This window comes from Lancefieldella parvula DSM 20469, from assembly GCF_000024225.1.
Taxonomy (GTDB): Bacteria; Actinomycetota; Coriobacteriia; order Coriobacteriales; family Atopobiaceae; genus Lancefieldella; species Lancefieldella parvula.
The window spans coordinates 701,583-718,132 of the sequence record NC_013203.1 but is presented as its reverse complement, the minus strand read 5'-3'; the positions used below and the strand labels follow the sequence as shown (position 1 = coordinate 718,132).

Here is a 16,550-nt window from a genome sequence, read left to right as displayed (position 1 = left end):
ACTCAAAGAAAATAAGAAAAGAAAACTTGCTTCTTACTATAAGCTTATGAAGAACCGTGTCTTGTATGTACATTTAAACACACTGAAAATAAGCTAAGATGACTGCTTGTTCCTGAATTTAAGTATTGCTACTACAGCAGCTCTACTCGACCATTTTTAACCGTAAGCCCTACCTCGCCATTGAGTAGTCCAACAAGTTGTTTACCTACTAATTGGTAGCGCCATCCAGTTTTAAGTCTTGCATCATCCTTGTCCAAAAGCAGATCAGTAAGATCGTCTTTATTAGCAATTAAAGGAGATGCAATTCCCTCTTTTTCTGAAACAATTCTAATAAGGGCATACATTAACTCAACGACACCTTCTGAGCCAGCAGAAGGATGAGCATGATGCTCAATTTTTGGGCACTGACCAGCAGGTGTCTTTTGTCCGCGTTTAATTGCATCCAGAAGATGTACTACCCCACCTTGAGAAATCTGCTCAGTGCCACGAATCTTGCGTAGTCTATCTGATGTTGTAGGGACACGGCGACAAATCTCGATAATAAGTTCATCAGAAAGCACCCATTTACGTGGAACATCTCTTTTAGCAGCAATCTCTTCTCGCCAGGCGCAAACCTCTCGAGCAATAGCAAGCTGCCTGCGCGTAAGTGAACCAGAACGCTTCAAACGAAGATATGCCTGATAGGGATCTCGACGGTACTGATCAATATTTGTATGCTGGTCCATTTCCGGCTTAAGCCAACTTAAACGGTCAAGTTTGATGAGCTTCTCGACCATTTGATTGTAAATTGCGGGAAGATATCTAACATCATCCTCAGCATATACCAACTGTTCTTTATCAAGAGGTCGCTTTGACCAGTCCGTTAATGACTCAGCCTTAGCAAGTTTAACGTTGGCAAAATTTTCTACCAACCCGGCATAGCTCACCTGCTGTCGCATACCCAAAAATGCAGCTGCAACCTGCGTGTCAAATACAGGAGCACATGCGCAATCCATTTTTTCTAGCAAGACCTCAAGGTCTTGTGAGCAGGCATGTAAAATCTTGACAATTTCTGGATTCTCCAAGAGTTCTTTAAGTGGAGTGAGGTCATCAATCAGCAGCGGATCAATCGCGGCAATCTCAGAACCCGTGGAAACCTGTACCAGGCAAAGCTTGGGGAAGTAGGTTTTCTCGCGAAGAAACTCCGTATCAACTGCAAGGATATGTGAAGTCTTTGCTCGCTCACAAAATGCGAAAAGTTCTTCTGAGGTTGCTATATACAATGCGTCCATCCAATTGCCGATTAAGTACCTAACTTAAAGCGATACACTCATACGTATTAAAATGATATATCAGCTTGTTGCAAATCTTCGGAGGATATATGAGAACCCTCATCATTCACAATCCTTGCTCGGGTTTTAGCTCTGATGCAATCTTTGAATTTGAGCGTGCTCTTCTGAAGTGTGGCGACAAATGTCTGGTAAAGCTTGTTGAAAGCCATTGGCACACAAATGAAGTGTTAAGCTCTGTTCAACCTGAAGACTTTGACGTAGTAGTGCTCTCGGGTGGTGACGGAACCGTATCTAGCCTACTCTACGGCCTTAGAGGATGTCAGACGCCTATTTTAGTTTTCCCCTCTGGCACCGCTAATCTTCTGGCCGCAAGTATTGGAAACGCTCCTGAGCCTAACGCATTAGCGCTAGCCTGTAGAAACCTTCAGACTGCCAAGCTAGACTTGGGTGAAATTACCTGGACCACTGTATCGGGAGAAACCCATGTTGCTGGCGTGCCTTTAATGGCTGGAACTGGTCTTGATGCAGAGATTATGCGTTCAGCTATCCCTCACAAACGGACCTTTGGAGAAGCAGCATACTTTACTGCTGCCCTTGCAAACCTCATGCCACCGGTCCACGACTTCAAAATTACCGTTGATGGAAAGACACATGAGCTTCAGGGCATCGGATGCCTTATTGCAAACAGCTCCATGATGCAAGCTGGAATTGAACTTGCGCCTGGTAATCGTATGAATGACGGTTTACTTGAGGTTATTGTTATCGAAACTCACATGACAGCAAAGCTAGTTCGACCGCTACTTTCTGGCTTCTTTGATCGCACGGGAGAGTCACTTGGCAGACCTTACCTTAATAGTTTTAGTGGTAAAGAAATTTACGTTGAATCGAAAACCCCCATGCCACTAGAGGTAAATGGTGAAGTCACCTGCCACGACATCTACGCATACTCTGCTCGCTGTCTTCCTAGCGCGGTAAACGTTGTAGTAGATTACATGAGTCCTTACAGCAAGAAGGTATAACGCAGGTAAACACTGTTCTAACCCGCGATTCCTATTCTTTCATTTTCGTAACATTCAGCCAAAAAGATTGCACCTAACCGCGAGATTAACTAATCTTTTGTAGATACATTACTAAGGTACACATGCGATTTTCTGATATTCGCATGCAGTCGATAGGATATTTTTTGGTTGACGTTTCTAAAATTCGTAAGAGGTTTGATGAGCTTTCGACTCCCATTCTGAAGTCTGGAAGACTCTATCAACTTGCATCTTTTACGCAGCATGGAACTACCAGCACACTCGACCACGTTATCGCAGTTGCTTACAGTAGCCTTGCCTTTGCTATGAATACTGGTATCAAAGTTGATGAACGTGCACTTGTACGTGGCGCGCTCCTGCATGACTACTACCTCTATGATTGGCATGATCACAATGCCGCACCAGACAACTGGCATGGATTTACTCACCCTCGCCACGCACTTAATAATGCCCGCGAAGATTTTCCTGATCTAACACCTGTTGAGGAAGACATCATCCTGCATCACATGTTTCCACTGGTTCCTATTCCACCTCACACCAAAGAAGCTTGGATTGTTACAACTTGTGATAAAGCTTGTTCAACTGCAGAAACACTGACAGGCAATCCATACAAAAAAGATGGTTTCAACCCAAAAGGTTTCTCGACACCTGAAAGTGATTTTCAGGGCACAACCGACAGCAAGTCAGATGCACTCAATAACTACACGGATTACGGAAACCTCTCATGAGTACCATGACCGAGACACTGTGCACACTTTTTGCCCTCGATAGAAATATTGAATTATTTGTACTTCATTTTCCTCAGATGGTCATAATCTTTGCGTTGATTTCTTTTGGCGGCTGGGTGTACGAGACCATCTATTGCTCTATTGTCGAAGGCGAATTTACCAAACGTGGCTTTCTTTTTGGACCCTCTTGCCCAATTTACGGTATTGGGGCACTTGCGGTATGGTTGGTTCTTGGTCAGATTTCCAATCCATTTGTTGTCTTTATCATTGGTGGATTCTTGGCCACAGTTATTGAGTACTCGACCGGCCTATTTTTAGAGCGTCGCTTTAAAAAGAAGTGGTGGGACTACTCCATGTTTAAGTTCAACTTACATGGTCGTATTTGTCCGCAGGCCAGCGCTGTATTTGGTGCTTTTTCTGTTACATCAGTTTTTATACTAGTTCCATCGATGCTTGATATTTTGATGATTTTTTCCAAGCATACCATCTCAGTTGTGGCGTTTATTGTGGCCACCCTCTATTTTTTAGACACTGTTGCCAGCCTTCTTTGGAATGGACCAACCACCCATCACAAAGTTGAAGCTGCCGCACAAGATGCATCTTTGAGGATTGAAGAAGCTACACAGAATGCGTCGCAAAAAGTTAGTGCTGCGGCACAAAGTGCATCGCAAAAAGCAAATGCAGCCGCTCAAACTGCAACTCTCATTGCATCCCAAAAAGCTCAAGAAGTTTCACAAAAAGTCCAGGTAACCAAGCAGAAGCTTGATAACACCACACAGAAAGTCAAAGATCGCTTACCGGGCTCATTTCCTTGGGATAACTAAACGAGCTTCTTGACATACGGTAATACCTCAGCAAACTACTGATTTCGAGTTTGGATTTGTATGTACACCATTGAAAGTAGGGTTAGATACAGCGAGTGCGATGAAACGGGAAAGCTTTCCTTAGTAGGTGTTATGAATTACCTGCAGGACTGCTCAACGTTCCACTCAGAAGATATCGGCCGCGGCTTTAAGCAACTAGCCAGCGAAGGATACGCATGGGTTCTAGCAACTTGGCAGATTCAAGTTGACCGACTTCCTCAGTTTGGCGAGAAGATCTTTGTTGGTACCTGGTCATATCAGATGAAAGGCCTTCAAGCATCTAGGTCATTTATTATCAATGATGAGAGTGGCACAACCATCGTAAAGGCTGATTCTACCTGGTATTTAATGAACATTAAAGAAGGTAAAGCAGCTCGCGTTCCAGAAAGTGAGAGCGTGTACATTACTGGCGAGCCTCGTGTAGATTTACCACCTACTCCGCGCAAAATTGCACTTGAGGGAACTGCTGTTGACGGCCCAGCCATTTTTGTTTCTCAGCAACACCTGGATACAAACAAGCACGTCAACAACGCTCAATATGTGCTCATGGCTGTCGACACGCTTGTAGCTCTTGGTTATTCTCACAAGTTGCGCCGCATTGTGGTTCAGTACAGAAGCCAAGCGCACTTGGGCGACACCATTGCCCCCGAGGTATATACCGATGAGACGGGTTTCTCGGTAGTGCTTAAAGATGCCGAGAGTTCTACTGTGTTTGCAACGGTTAGACTGGAAGGCTAACATGTCCGAGACAAAAACAATCAATGTAGCTGCAGCTATATTCTATAGGGATAATAAGATCCTTGCAGCTTGCAGAGCTGATAAAGAAAATACTGGCTTATGGGAGTTTCCTGGCGGAAAAGTTGAGGCAGGAGAAACCTCGGAGCAGGCCCTGCGTCGAGAAATTCAAGAAGAGTTGCACTGCACTGTGCAAGCGGCATTCTTTTACGACACAGTAACCTACTCCTACCCCACTTTTGACCTGCACATGGATTGTTATATCTGCACGTTAAATGAGTCCGAGAGTCCTATTGTAGATCCAAAGGTTCACTCAGAGCTTCACTGGCTTGCTCAGAACGAGCTGCTCGACGTGCAATGGTTGCCTGCGGACATTGAGCTAATCAAGCAACTTGGCACGTTCTGGAACGATATCTTTGCGTCACAGCATCTATAGAAACTGCAGGCTGCCTGTACACGACGCATACATGCAACCTTGCCAAAGGCTACAGGTAACACGGCGTTGCAAGCGCAAACAAGTTGTCGTGTACAAAATACTTTGCAGAGAATGTGAAGTGACAGCGAGAGGGATTTCTCGCCATGAAATCCTTAGGCAACGACGGGTATCATCAAAATATAAGCGTTTGATTGAGGATTGATGGCAAAGAAAGACAACAACCAAGATACCAAGCATAAAAGGCATGGATTTAGCGGTGAAGGACCTGACTTTGACCCAAATGATCCGCCGCAGATGCCTGATGGCTCTCCTTTTCCTGTAGGCTTACTATTTTTTATAGTTATTATGCTGCTCTCAGGACTAGGACGTTCTTGTGCTGCGAATAATCAAACTAACTCAAATTCGCTTTTTGGGGATCCTTACAGTGCTTATTCCGATAGTAATTGGTAGCAGCACGATTGCTAGCTAACGTTATTGCTAACAACTCTACGTGCAGTTTTATCTTGTATTTTTGTTCGATAATGATTTGAAGGATTAAATATGAGCAAAGCAGACCGTATTTTTATTGATATGTGCTCCGACATTATTGAAAACGGTACCACCACCGAGGGTGAGAAGGTCCGTCCTACCTGGGAAGACGGAACTTCTGCGTACACAATCAAAAAATTTGGCGTCTGCAATCGCTACGATTTGCGTGAGGAGTTTCCTGCGCTGACGCTTCGTCGTACCGCACTCAAGAGTGCCATGGACGAAGTTTTATGGATTTACCAGAAGAAATCAAACAACGTTAACGACCTCAACTCCCACATTTGGGATTCTTGGGCTGACGAGTCCGGCTCCATCGGAAAAGCCTACGGTTACCAGGTTGGACAGGTTTCTCACTATGCTGATGGCGATTACGATCAAATGGATCGTGTGCTCAAGGATCTCAAAGAGAATCCATTCAGCCGTCGTATTATGACCAACCTGTACACCTTTGCTGATCTCTCAGAGATGAACCTCTATCCATGCGCATTCAACGCAATCTATAACGTTACCCAGGGGGCAGGAAAGAATAGACCTACGCTTAACCTGTTGCTTGTTCAACGTAGTCAGGATATTCTTGCAGCTAACAACTGGAATGTTTGCCAGTATGCCATCTTGCTGATGATGGTTGCACAGGTCAGCGGAATGGAAGCTGGCGAGCTAGTTCACATGATTGCCGACGCTCACATTTATGATCGTCACGTAGATATTGTTAAAGAATTGATTTCTCGTCCAACCTTTGATGCACCAAAGGTGAGCCTGAACCCTAACATCACCAACTTCTACGACTTCACTACTGACGATCTTATCGTTGAAGATTATCAGCACGGTCCACAGGTTAAAAACATTCCGATTGCTGTTTAAGTGCAACGGATGCTACTCATCCCCTGCCCCCACAAGCAGTAATTTCACATAAAAACTCACCAGGAGAACCACATGAACGCAATTGTTTCTGTAACACGCGATTGGGGTATCGGATGCGATGGGGACCTTCTTATTCCCAACAAAGCCGATATGAAGTACTTTGTTGAGCACACGCGCAGCTGCACGGTTATCATGGGCAGAAAAACGCTGGAGAGTTTTCCTGGAGGACCACTCAAGGGCCGCCGCAACATTGTCATCTCTAGAAATACCAACTACCAGGTCGAAGGTGTTGAGATTGTGTCGTCGGCTGAGGAAGCACTTCGTTTAGTTAAGGATGAAGCTCCAGAAAAAGTCTGGCTTATTGGTGGCGCTTCGATTTACCGTGCCCTTCTCGACAGGTGCTCTTACGCATACGTTACAAAACATGATACGGTGGTTGATGCGGATACGTACTTCCCCAATCTAGATGAAGACCCTGCGTGGAAAGTTTGTAACGAGGAAGACGGTGGAGTGACTCCAGAAGGTGTTGCTTTTAAGTTTGTAACCTACCAGCACGTTTAGCTGTTGCGTGAGTTCAATCGTATGAATTTCATGTTGATTGAACAGATTTAATTTATTACCATTCCAATTTAGTTTGTCATTACCCCCTCTTTTACCTGCTGGTATGAGAGGGTTATTTTATTTTGATAGTGCCAAGTCAGAAAGCTAACAAACAACTGTCAGACTACTGAAAAATCATGCTGTTATATTCGTTTCTCATTCTAAGGAGGAACGAATGGATATTGTTTTCTCGCATGAAACTGCGCTGCAAATCTGTGTGCAACTTAAGACAGGCGGAAATGGCGAGGCGTTATTACGGCGGTCATCTAAAGATTTTCATACGACGTACTCTGCATGTTCAACTGAAGCGCATGAAGAAAAGCTCCTGTTTTTGAAGAAAGAATATGGCATTGTCTTAGCAGAAACTACTCATGAGATACTCAGGAACAATACAAGAACAAGGTTTTGTGATACGCGAGTGTCTCATCAGTTCAAGTGTCTTTTGCCCATGGGTTCATTGATTGATCTTGGTCGGAATGTGTATTGCGTCTCGCCTGCTTTAGCTGTTTGTATGCTCTCTAGGAATAAAAGCTCCCTTCATCAAATTGTCCTTGCAAATCTATTGATGGCCAGGTATGGACATCTCCCAAATGGCGACCTTTGCGAATTTGACATGCCATTAGTAGATAAGGAAGAACTCGCCTCCCTACTATGTGCGCTTGAGCCATATTCGCCTGGTCTGCGGACAACGCAAAGAAACATGCGCTACTTCTTTCCTGATGCTGCTTCTCCCATGGAAGTTAAAATGGCAATCAGATCTTCACTTCCGTATCGGGAGGGTGGCTTTAATCAGTTACCTCTTGCGCTAAATAAATCATATGTAATAAAAAACCAAATAAACCCAGAGGCACAAGCTAAAGAACGAAAACTTGATTTACTATTTGGTAAGATGTCTAAATCAAATTTGTCTGGATTAAATTTAGTAGCTATTGAATACAATGGCTCATATCACGATGACTTCTACCAGCAAAGAAAAGATAGTCAAAGAACAAATGAGCTGAACTCGGTAAGTATTAAAGAATACTTTATTAATGCAGATATCTATAGAAAACAGCTAGCAATGCAAAATATATTCCTAAACATTAAGAAAGACTTAGGTGATAGTAATCTCTATCGGATAAGACGGACGTTACGTCAATATTCTAACGAGCAATTCGTTTTGATGAATAAACTTGATTCAATATACAGATTTATGAATGAACTAATATATAAAATTTAACTATCCTTGAATTACCCAACAAGACAACACAGCAATGTCGGATAATCTGCTAATTTCACTGCGAATAACACACCAAATGACGATATTCTGCACCGAACACGCATTATTGAAGCAATGTATAGCCATTTTTAACAGAATAAGTGACATTGATGTGTTTTGTAATTCTAGGATCGCCGTTTCAAGCAAATTTACTCATCAGTCGAATGAGTGATGAAGTTGGCTAATTAGAAAAGAGCCAGTTACCTAGGATTTTAGGTAACCGGCTCTTGCTTTATGTATTACGTGCTACATAACGGATGTACTGCGTGCCAAAAATAATACACCACGGAAACGACACGATTAATACAACACAAAACTACAGGTGAAAGAATTAATCCTCGTAGAAGCTTGGCTCGCGACCGTAGTAAGCATCCAAGTAGAGCTCGCGAAGCTCGGAGACAAGTGGGTAGCGTGGGTTTGCACCAGTGCACTGGTCATCAAATGCCTGCTCAGACATCTGGTCAAGAGTGTCGAGGAAGTACTTTTCATCTACGCCGTAATCCTTGATAGTTTCCTTAACACCAATGTATGCCTTGAGCTCCTCAATCTTCTTGACGAAGTTCTCAAAGACCTCACGATCATCCTTGCCGGTAACGCCGCAGAAACGACCTGCCTCAGCATAACGAGCAAGAGTGTGTGGATGATCATACTGTGGGAAGGTACCCATTTTTGTTGGGCGCTCAGCTGCGTTATAACGCATAACGCGAGTAAGGATAACTGCGTTAGCCCAACCATGTGGGATGTGGTGGAAAGCACCCAGCTTGTGAGCCATGGAGTGGTTGACACCCAAGAATGCGTTAGCAAATGCAAGACCACCCAGGCAAGAAGCGTTTGCCATGTGATCGCGCGCTTCAACATCGTTTGGATTGTCATAAGCACGTGGCAGGTACTCAAAGACCAATTTCATACCGCGAAGGGCCATACCGTCTGTGTAATCAGATGCCATCATGGAGACAAATGCCTCAAGACAGTGAGTAAGAACATCGATACCAGAAGCAGAGGTCAGACCCTTAGGCTGGCTCATCATGTTATCAGTATCAACAATTGCCATGTTAGGCAGCAGCTCATAGTCTGCAAGTGGGTACTTAACACCATTGTCGGCATCGGTGATGATAGCAAATGGAGTTACCTCAGAACCGGTACCAGAAGAGGTTGGAATTGCAACAAAGAATGCCTTGTTGCCCATCTTAGGATAGTTGTAAACACGCTTACGAATATCCAAGAAGTCTGCTGCCATGTCTTCAAACTTCTCTTCTGGGTTCTCGTACATGGACCACATAATCTTACCTGCGTCCATAGCAGAACCGCCACCGATTGCAATGATGCAGTCTGGCTCAAAGGAGCGAATGCGAGCTACGCCCTCAAGAGCACACTGAAGGGTTGGATCTGGAGCAACGTCCCAGAATGAAGAGTGAACGATGCCCAGGGAATCCAGGGTTTCCTCGATAGTCTTAGTGAAGCCACTCTTATAAAGGAACTGGTCAGTGACAATGAAGACGCGCTTCTTGTTATAGACCTCTTTGAGTTCACGAAGAGCAACAGGCATGCAGCCCCTCTTGAAGTAGACCTTCTCAGGTACACGAAGCCAAAGCATATTCTCTTGCCTCTCTGCAACAGACTTGTAGTTAAGCAGGTGCTGTGGGCCAACGTTGCCGGAGACGGAATTGCCGCCCCAGGTTCCGCAGCCAAGGGTTAGGGATGGAGCCATCTTGAAGTTGTAGAGGTCTCCAATACCGCCTTGAGAGGAAGGTGTATTGATCAGAATACGACAGGTCTTCATTGCCTCCTGATGCTTAGCAATCTTCTCTTTCTCGTTGATGTTGACGTAAAGAGAGCTGGTGTGACCGTAGCCGCCATCAGCAACAAGACGCTCAGCCTTAGCAATTGCCTCGTCAAAGTTCTTTGCGCGATACATACCAAGAACTGGAGAAAGTTTCTCGTGAGCCATCTCTTCTGAAGGCTCAACAGAGGTTACCTCACCAATAAGAATCTTGGTCTTCTCTGGGACATCGACGCCAGCGGTCTTTGCAATGAAGTGAGCAGACTTACCAACAATAGCTGCGTTAACAGCACCGTTAACAATGACGGTCTTACGAACAGCGTCAAGCTCTTTACCCTGAAGGAAGTAGCAACCGCGATCAGCGAACTCCTTCTTGACCTGGTCATACACGCCGTCAAGAACAGTAACGGACTGCTCAGAAGCACAAATCATACCGTTGTCAAACGTCTTAGAGTGAATGATGGAGCTAACTGCAAGCTTGATATCTGCGGTATCGTCGATGATAGCAGGAGTGTTACCAGGACCAACACCCAAAGCTGGCTTACCAGAAGAATATGCTGCGTTGACCATACCTGGACCACCGGTTGCCAAGATGATATCAGCGTTGCTCATGACTGCTGCAGTCATATCAATGGTAGGAGCTGGTACCCAGTCGATAATACCCTTGGGGCAGCCGGCCTTCTCGGCAGCATCACGAACAATACGAGCAGCAGCAATAGTGCACTCTTTTGCACGAGGGTGTGGGGAAATAATAATGGCGTTTCTTGTCTTCAGAGCAAGAAGTGTCTTAAAGATTGCGGTAGAAGTTGGGTTAGTAGTTGGAATAACTGCAGCTACAATGCCCATTGGCTCGGCTACAACTCGATAACCTGCAGCTGGATCATCCTCTACAACACCACAGGTCTTCATGTCCTTGTACTTGTTGTAAATATACTCTGCTGCGTAATGGTTCTTGATAACCTTATCTTCCATTACACCCATGCCAGTCTCTTCAACTGCCATGCGAGCAAGAGAGATACGATTTTTCTCGGCCGCAAGAGCAGCTTCATAGAAAATCTTATCGACCTGCTCCTGAGTGAATGTTGCAAACTCTGCCTGTGCCTCGCGCATTTCTTCGAGGCGCTTGAGCAAAGTATCAACATCCTCAATTTGAGTAGCCTTCTTTGCCATAAAATCCCCTTCTGTTTAGGAACATTAATTCAAATTATACCAAGGTCTGTTAAACAAATGCTTACCGTTAACCGAGTCTCTCAAAATTTATAATTTGCGTTCTCGCATCTTCATCCCCTGCAACAAATCTATGCCATTCACCTGGTAATTCTTTCCAGATGTAATCCACGTACGGGCCAAATCCGCCCACCAGCTGCGACGTAGCGCGCGCAAAGCTCGGATCCGTTTTGAGACCCGGATAGCGCACCGCCCCAACGCGCGGATGGCACGCCAGGTATGCAGCAACCACCTGCGCTGCGTCGCTCGCCGCATGGCGAGAAGCCCGTGCACTCGCCTGCTCTTCCACTCCCGTGGCAGTAACTATCACGTTCTCTGCAGAGCAAGCCTTGGCTTCAACCACCTCTGCAACCCACGGTATGCAGCACTTCCGCATGCACACGACAACATATCCCGGCACCCGAACGTCCTCGGCTACTGCAAGCTCTGCCCCCAGACGGCACGCGGGACTAAACTCGGCACCAATCATACGCACGTCTGCTACTAACAGCTCCCCAGCTGCAGCCCTGCCTTTGATGTCGCACACTTCAACAGGTACACCAGAAAGCGGCTCTACAACGCTCGCTCCGCCCGCAACAAGAGTAGCGAGAAGTTCATCTACATATGAAACAGGGACAAGCCGTGCACGTCCTGCCCCTGTCAATTTTACGTATTCAGCTACAACGTCAGTTGCGGTTTGCATCACATCAACAGCTCCGACAGTGTTGCTCGTGCCAGCCGTAACGTCCTGCGCGACGCCACCGGCAACTGGTACTTTGTCTGAAACCTGATTAACCAATACGCTCAGAATTCTCTTTGACAACCTGAGCAATAAACTCGTCAAGCTCTGCTGCGTGAGTCTCATTGGAGCGATCGCGAACAGAAATGTTTCCTGCCTCAACCTCCTGCTCACCAAGGATAAGCATATAAGGCACGCGATCAAGAGAACGAGCCTCACGAATCTTATAGCCGATCTTCTCGTCACGGTCATCGACCTTAACACGAATACCAGCAGCTGCAAGCTTATCTGCAACCTCATGAGCATAAGAGCGAGACTTCTCGGAGACAGGAAGGATCTTGACCTGGCAAGGGCTCAACCAGACAGGGAACTTGCCTTCGTAGTTCTCGGTCAAAATACCAATAAAACGCTCGAAGGAACCAAAGCCAGCACGGTGAATCATGATTGGCTGCTTCTTGGTGCCATCGGAGTCGATGTACTCAAGCTGGAAGTTATGAGGAAGCTGGAAGTCAAGCTGGATGGTGCCGCACTGCCAAGAGCGACCAAGGCAATCGGTCAGATGGAAGTCAATCTTTGGTCCGTAGAAAGCACCGTCACCCTCATTAACAACGTAGTCAATGCCCATAGCATCAAGCGCATCGCGCAAACCCTGCTCAGCACGCTCCCAATCCTCGTCAGAACCCATAGAATCCTCTGGACGCGTAGAAAGCTCAACACGATATGGGAAGCCAAACTGTGCATAGTACGCGGTAATGAGATGAGAAGCATCCGTGACCTGCTCAGTAATCTGATCAGGGCGAATAAAGAGGTGTGCATCATCCTGGGTAAACTCACGAACACGGAACAGACCGTGCAGAGCACCCTTCATCTCGTAACGATGGTCAAGTCCAGCCTCAGCCAACTTCATAGGAAGATCCCTATAAGAACGTGGCTTAGACTTATAAATCAAACAAGCACCAGGGCAGTTCATAGGCTTAATGGCAAAGTCTTCTTCATCTACCGTGGTAGTGTACATATTCTCTTTGTAGTGATCCCAGTGACCAGAAGTCTCCCAAAGAGAACGCGAGAGGATCAATGGAGTCTGAACCTCCTGGTAACCAAAGCGAGCCTGCATCTCATGCCAGTACTCGGTCAGAGCATTGCGCAAAGCCATACCGTTTGGAAGCCAGAAAGGAGAACCTGGTCCAAAGTCAGACATCATGAAGAGCTCCATCTCACGACCAATCTTCCTGTGGTCGCGCTTCTCGGCTTCTTCAATCATCTTGAGGTACTGAGCAAGCTCATCTTTAGAGCCAAAAGCAACACCATAAATTCTGGTGAGCATCTTGTTGTTCTTATCGGCCTTCCAATAAGCACCAGAAATACTCGTCAGCTTAAATGCCTTAACACCCTTGGTGTAGAGCATGTGAGGACCAACGCACATGTCAACGTATTCACCCTGCTTATAGAAAGTAATGTGTGCGTCTGGAGCAAGGTCACCAATGTGCTCAACCTTGTAAGATTCGCCGCGCTCCTTCATATAGGCAACGGCCTCATCGCGAGGAAGCTCAAAGGTCTCAATCTTAAGGTTCTCTTTAACAATTTTCTTCATCTCAGCTTCAATTGCTGGGAAATCATCCTCGTTAACCTTGGTGTCTCCAAGATCAACATCATAGTAAAAACCATTTTCGGTTGCTGGACCATAGGCAAACTGTGCATGTGGATATAGACGCTTCAGGGCTTGGGCAAGCAGATGAGCTGCATCATGGCGAATAACCTCAAGCTCTTCAGCTGCATCGTTAATCTCGCCAACATGACCGTCGTTATATAAAACCTTCATGTAAAACCTCTCAGAGGTAGATACTCATAGAAACAGGCACGGCGCCTACTCTGCTCACACGGGAGCTTAGGAGCAGACGCCTACATAGTCTCTGTTGTAAAACACCAGATTGCCATCATAAAGAACAAAACCAAACGTTATTGAATGCGAGTGCGGCAGTAAGGGCAAACCTTCCAGTCTGCGTTCAGTGGACGATGGCATGTTGGGCAAACGTTTCTAACCTGCGTATTGCAGATTGGACACACGATGAAATCGCGGTCGATTGGAGCGGAGCACTTTGGGCAAATGCCGTAGTGAGACAGCTGATGCTCACGAAGGGCAATGTCAAGGTCCTGCTCCTCACGGTCAATGAGGTAGCTGCTTGGACGCAAAATAACGTAGGCAAGCAAGCCGACAACAGGAACAACAGAAATGACTGCCCACATCCACCAAGGCTCTGCACCACGACGCTGAGCGTCACGAATAACATAGATGATGGAAAGGATATAAAGCATTACGACGCAAATTACCATGAGGTAAATGACCATACGTACCTCAGGTGTAATAATCTGATCAAGAATTTCCTGCATCTGACAGCCCCTTCTGCTGGTGCTTACTTTTTGTTTTATCCTACGACAAACCACCTCAAAAAGAAGCGAAAAATCGCAGATACATTTATTTTACCAAAGCATTACTAAATTGTGCAGCAACCTCGCCAGCAAGTGAAATTGTTCCACATGCCACAAAACCCTTCTCGCGCAAGGCAGCTACTGCCTCAGGAACACTCTTATAAACAGCTACCACATGAGCGCTGCAGGCTTTGTACACCTCTGCAAGCTCTTCCGCGTCCATAGCACGATTGTTGTCCGTCTGAGTTACCGCTACCTCAGGAAACTCTTTGGCGAGAAGTTCCGCAATGCCCGTAACGTCTTTATCTGCAAAAACTGCGGTCAAAAGCATAGGACGGTTAGCAACCTCTGGCTCAATTGAGCGGATTGCAGTTAAGAAAGTCTCAATTGATTGTGGATTATGAGCTGCGTCAATAAGCACCAAAGGCTTAGGCTGGAGCAACTGAAACCTGCCAGGCGTAGGACATCTTGTTGTGGAGAAAAACGCCTTCTCTGCATCAAGTGGATGACCCAGAAAATCCTCAGCTAAGCAGGTTGCTAGAGCAATATTTGCTGCCTGGTAGCTTGGTTTAAGCGCAGCAAGATCTTCGTAGGTTGCGCGTGGCGTAACAACCGTGAGCTCAAGCGGAAAACCAATGCTCTTAGGCTTTTTGGTAATAAAGAAATGTGCATGAGGCAGCTCTGGATGGTCAGATGACTGACCAGCAGAAACCTCTCCCTCGACGTCTTCTTGCTTATCAGCAACAAGAAGTGTTGGGACAACGCCCGCAGAAGCTGCTTGGGACAAGAATACGTCCTGGACACTCTGAGGAGTTGTCGTTCCCACACCAAGCACGCAGGTGCGACCAGGTTTGATAATGGCGGCCTTCTCGCCAGCAATAGCTTCAAGAGTATCGCCTAAAATGCGTGTGTGATCCAGACCAACGCCTGTGATAGCAACGGAGGTGATATTTTGAGCAGCACTTGTTGCATCCCATCTGCCGCCCATGCCACACTCAAGCACACAGACGTCAATCGCTTCCTCGGCAAAGATAACCAAGGCCGCAACGGTCAAGAGGTCAAACTCAGTGATGTCATAAGAGCGCTTGCCCAAGGCTGTACGCTGAGCATTGACGCGCTCCCCTGCTACTTGAGCTGCAGAGATGCCGTGAGCAAATACAGCCTCAGAAACGGGTGTACCGTTGACCTCCATACGCTCGGTATAGCTGATAAGCTCGGGAGATGTATAGAGAGCAGTCTTGAGACCCTCTCCCTTGAGCAATGCTGCAGTATATCTGGAAGTAGACGTTTTGCCGTTAGTACCTGCAATCTGGACACTCTTGAAGCAGAGATCAGGATTGCCCAGCTCTTTGAGCATGTCTTCCACGCTCTCCAGCAAAGGCTGAATACCAAACTTCTTTGTGTCATGAAGTACCTTTAAAGACTGCTTATAGCTCAGCTCAGGCACAGAAAATGGAACAGAATAACCCATAGCACACGTTCCTCTTATAGACCAAGCAGACGCATAGCTTCTGCACGGGTTTTCTCGTTAGTCTTAAAAATGCCACGAACTGCAGAAGTAGTGGTCAAAGCACCCGATGCCCTAATGCCGCGCATGCTCATGCACGTATGCTCGGCCTCCATAACCACCAAAACACCCAAGGGATCTAGCTCTTCTACCATGGCATCTGCAATCTGGCCCGTTAAGCGCTCCTGTACCTGCAGACGACGAGAATATCCGCTGACGCAGCGAGCAATCTTGGAAAGGCCGGTAATACGACCATTTTGTGGGATGTAGCAGACATGTGCCTTACCTACAAATGGCAAAATGTGATGTTCACAAGTAGATGAGAAAGGAATGTCGCGGACAATAACCATCTCTTTATTGCCTTCTTCGTGGAACTGTTTGCGAAGGTGAACTGCAGGGTCTTCCTGCATACCGCCAAAGAGCTCCACACAAGCGCGAGCAACACGGTCTGGCGTATCAAGCAGACCTTCTCGCTCTGGATCCTCACCAATAGCAAGCAAAAATTCAGTGACCGCAGCTTTTACACGCTCTTGATCAAGCTCTTTATAGTTATTTTCTGCTGCCACGAGGCAAC

The 16,550-nt window shown here is 46.2% G+C and carries 16 protein-coding genes; 9 read left to right on the top strand and 7 right to left on the bottom strand.

The annotated features are described in order from the left end of the window. Positions 1 to 131: 131 nt before the first annotated feature. Positions 132 to 1,271 carry a ribonuclease D gene (gene rnd / locus APAR_RS03295; protein WP_012808726.1) on the bottom strand — a complete coding sequence of 380 codons (1,140 nt, stop codon included), beginning with the start codon at positions 1,269 to 1,271 and terminating at the stop codon, positions 132 to 134. 89 nt (positions 1,272 to 1,360) lie between these two features. Between rnd and APAR_RS03290 the strand changes: the two genes are divergently transcribed. From APAR_RS03290 to APAR_RS03250, 9 genes are all read left to right on the top strand, one after another. Further along, entirely contained in the window at positions 1,361 to 2,290 is a 930-nt protein-coding gene (locus tag APAR_RS03290) for a diacylglycerol/lipid kinase family protein (RefSeq protein WP_012808725.1), read from the top strand. A gap of 164 nt (positions 2,291 to 2,454) precedes the next feature. After that, positions 2,455 to 3,036, top strand: coding sequence for an HD domain-containing protein (locus tag APAR_RS03285; protein WP_220093150.1), 582 nt, complete (start codon positions 2,455 to 2,457; stop codon positions 3,034 to 3,036). Beyond that, on the top strand, positions 3,033 to 3,860 hold the full coding sequence (locus APAR_RS07130) for a putative ABC transporter permease (RefSeq protein ID WP_012808723.1): 828 nt from the start codon (positions 3,033 to 3,035) through the stop codon (positions 3,858 to 3,860). Before APAR_RS03285 ends, APAR_RS07130 begins: the two co-directional genes overlap by 4 nt. Positions 3,861 to 3,920: 60 nt before the next feature. After that, entirely contained in the window at positions 3,921 to 4,637 is a 717-nt protein-coding gene (locus APAR_RS03275) for an acyl-[acyl-carrier-protein] thioesterase (protein ID WP_012808722.1), read from the top strand. A 1-nt stretch (position 4,638) separates the two neighbouring features. Beyond that, positions 4,639 to 5,070, top strand: a complete 432-nt coding sequence (locus tag APAR_RS03270) for a (deoxy)nucleoside triphosphate pyrophosphohydrolase (protein WP_012808721.1) — start codon at positions 4,639 to 4,641, stop codon at positions 5,068 to 5,070. 201 nt (positions 5,071 to 5,271) lie between these two features. Then, entirely contained in the window at positions 5,272 to 5,520 is a 249-nt protein-coding gene (locus tag APAR_RS03265) for a hypothetical protein (protein ID WP_012808720.1), read from the top strand. Positions 5,521 to 5,610: 90 nt separating this feature from the next. Continuing rightward, a complete protein-coding gene (gene thyA / locus APAR_RS03260) occupies positions 5,611 to 6,459 on the top strand; it encodes a thymidylate synthase (protein ID WP_012808719.1) in 849 nt (282 codons plus the stop codon). Between the two features lie 72 nt (positions 6,460 to 6,531). Next, positions 6,532 to 7,020: a dihydrofolate reductase gene (locus APAR_RS03255; protein WP_012808718.1), complete on the top strand. Its 489-nt coding sequence runs from the start codon at positions 6,532 to 6,534 to the stop codon at positions 7,018 to 7,020. A 214-nt stretch (positions 7,021 to 7,234) separates the two neighbouring features. After that, positions 7,235 to 8,278, top strand: a complete 1,044-nt coding sequence (locus APAR_RS03250; protein ID WP_012808717.1) for a hypothetical protein — start codon at positions 7,235 to 7,237, stop codon at positions 8,276 to 8,278. Between the two features lie 370 nt (positions 8,279 to 8,648). Here APAR_RS03250 and adhE read toward each other — a convergent pair whose 3' ends face one another. From adhE to folE, 6 genes are all read right to left on the bottom strand, one after another. Then, positions 8,649 to 11,267, bottom strand: a complete 2,619-nt coding sequence (gene adhE, locus APAR_RS03245) for a bifunctional acetaldehyde-CoA/alcohol dehydrogenase (RefSeq protein ID WP_012808716.1) — start codon at positions 11,265 to 11,267, stop codon at positions 8,649 to 8,651. Positions 11,268 to 11,334: 67 nt separating this feature from the next. Next, positions 11,335 to 12,102, bottom strand: coding sequence for a PLP-dependent transferase (locus tag APAR_RS03240; protein WP_012808715.1), 768 nt, complete (start codon positions 12,100 to 12,102; stop codon positions 11,335 to 11,337). Then, the gene (gene thrS, locus APAR_RS03235; RefSeq protein WP_012808714.1) at positions 12,095 to 13,861 is read right to left on the bottom strand and encodes a threonine--tRNA ligase; all 1,767 of its coding nucleotides are present in this window, start codon (positions 13,859 to 13,861) and stop codon (positions 12,095 to 12,097) included. The genes APAR_RS03240 and thrS overlap by 8 nt, the downstream gene beginning before the upstream one ends. Positions 13,862 to 13,998: 137 nt before the next feature. Then, positions 13,999 to 14,430, bottom strand: a complete 432-nt coding sequence (locus tag APAR_RS03230; RefSeq protein WP_012808713.1) for a zinc ribbon domain-containing protein — start codon at positions 14,428 to 14,430, stop codon at positions 13,999 to 14,001. Positions 14,431 to 14,515: 85 nt separating this feature from the next. After that, entirely contained in the window at positions 14,516 to 15,940 is a 1,425-nt protein-coding gene (locus tag APAR_RS03225; protein WP_012808712.1) for a bifunctional folylpolyglutamate synthase/dihydrofolate synthase, read from the bottom strand. A gap of 14 nt (positions 15,941 to 15,954) precedes the next feature. Further along, on the bottom strand, positions 15,955 to 16,542 hold the full coding sequence (folE, locus tag APAR_RS03220) for a GTP cyclohydrolase I FolE (protein ID WP_012808711.1): 588 nt from the start codon (positions 16,540 to 16,542) through the stop codon (positions 15,955 to 15,957). Positions 16,543 to 16,550: the final 8 nt, after the last annotated feature.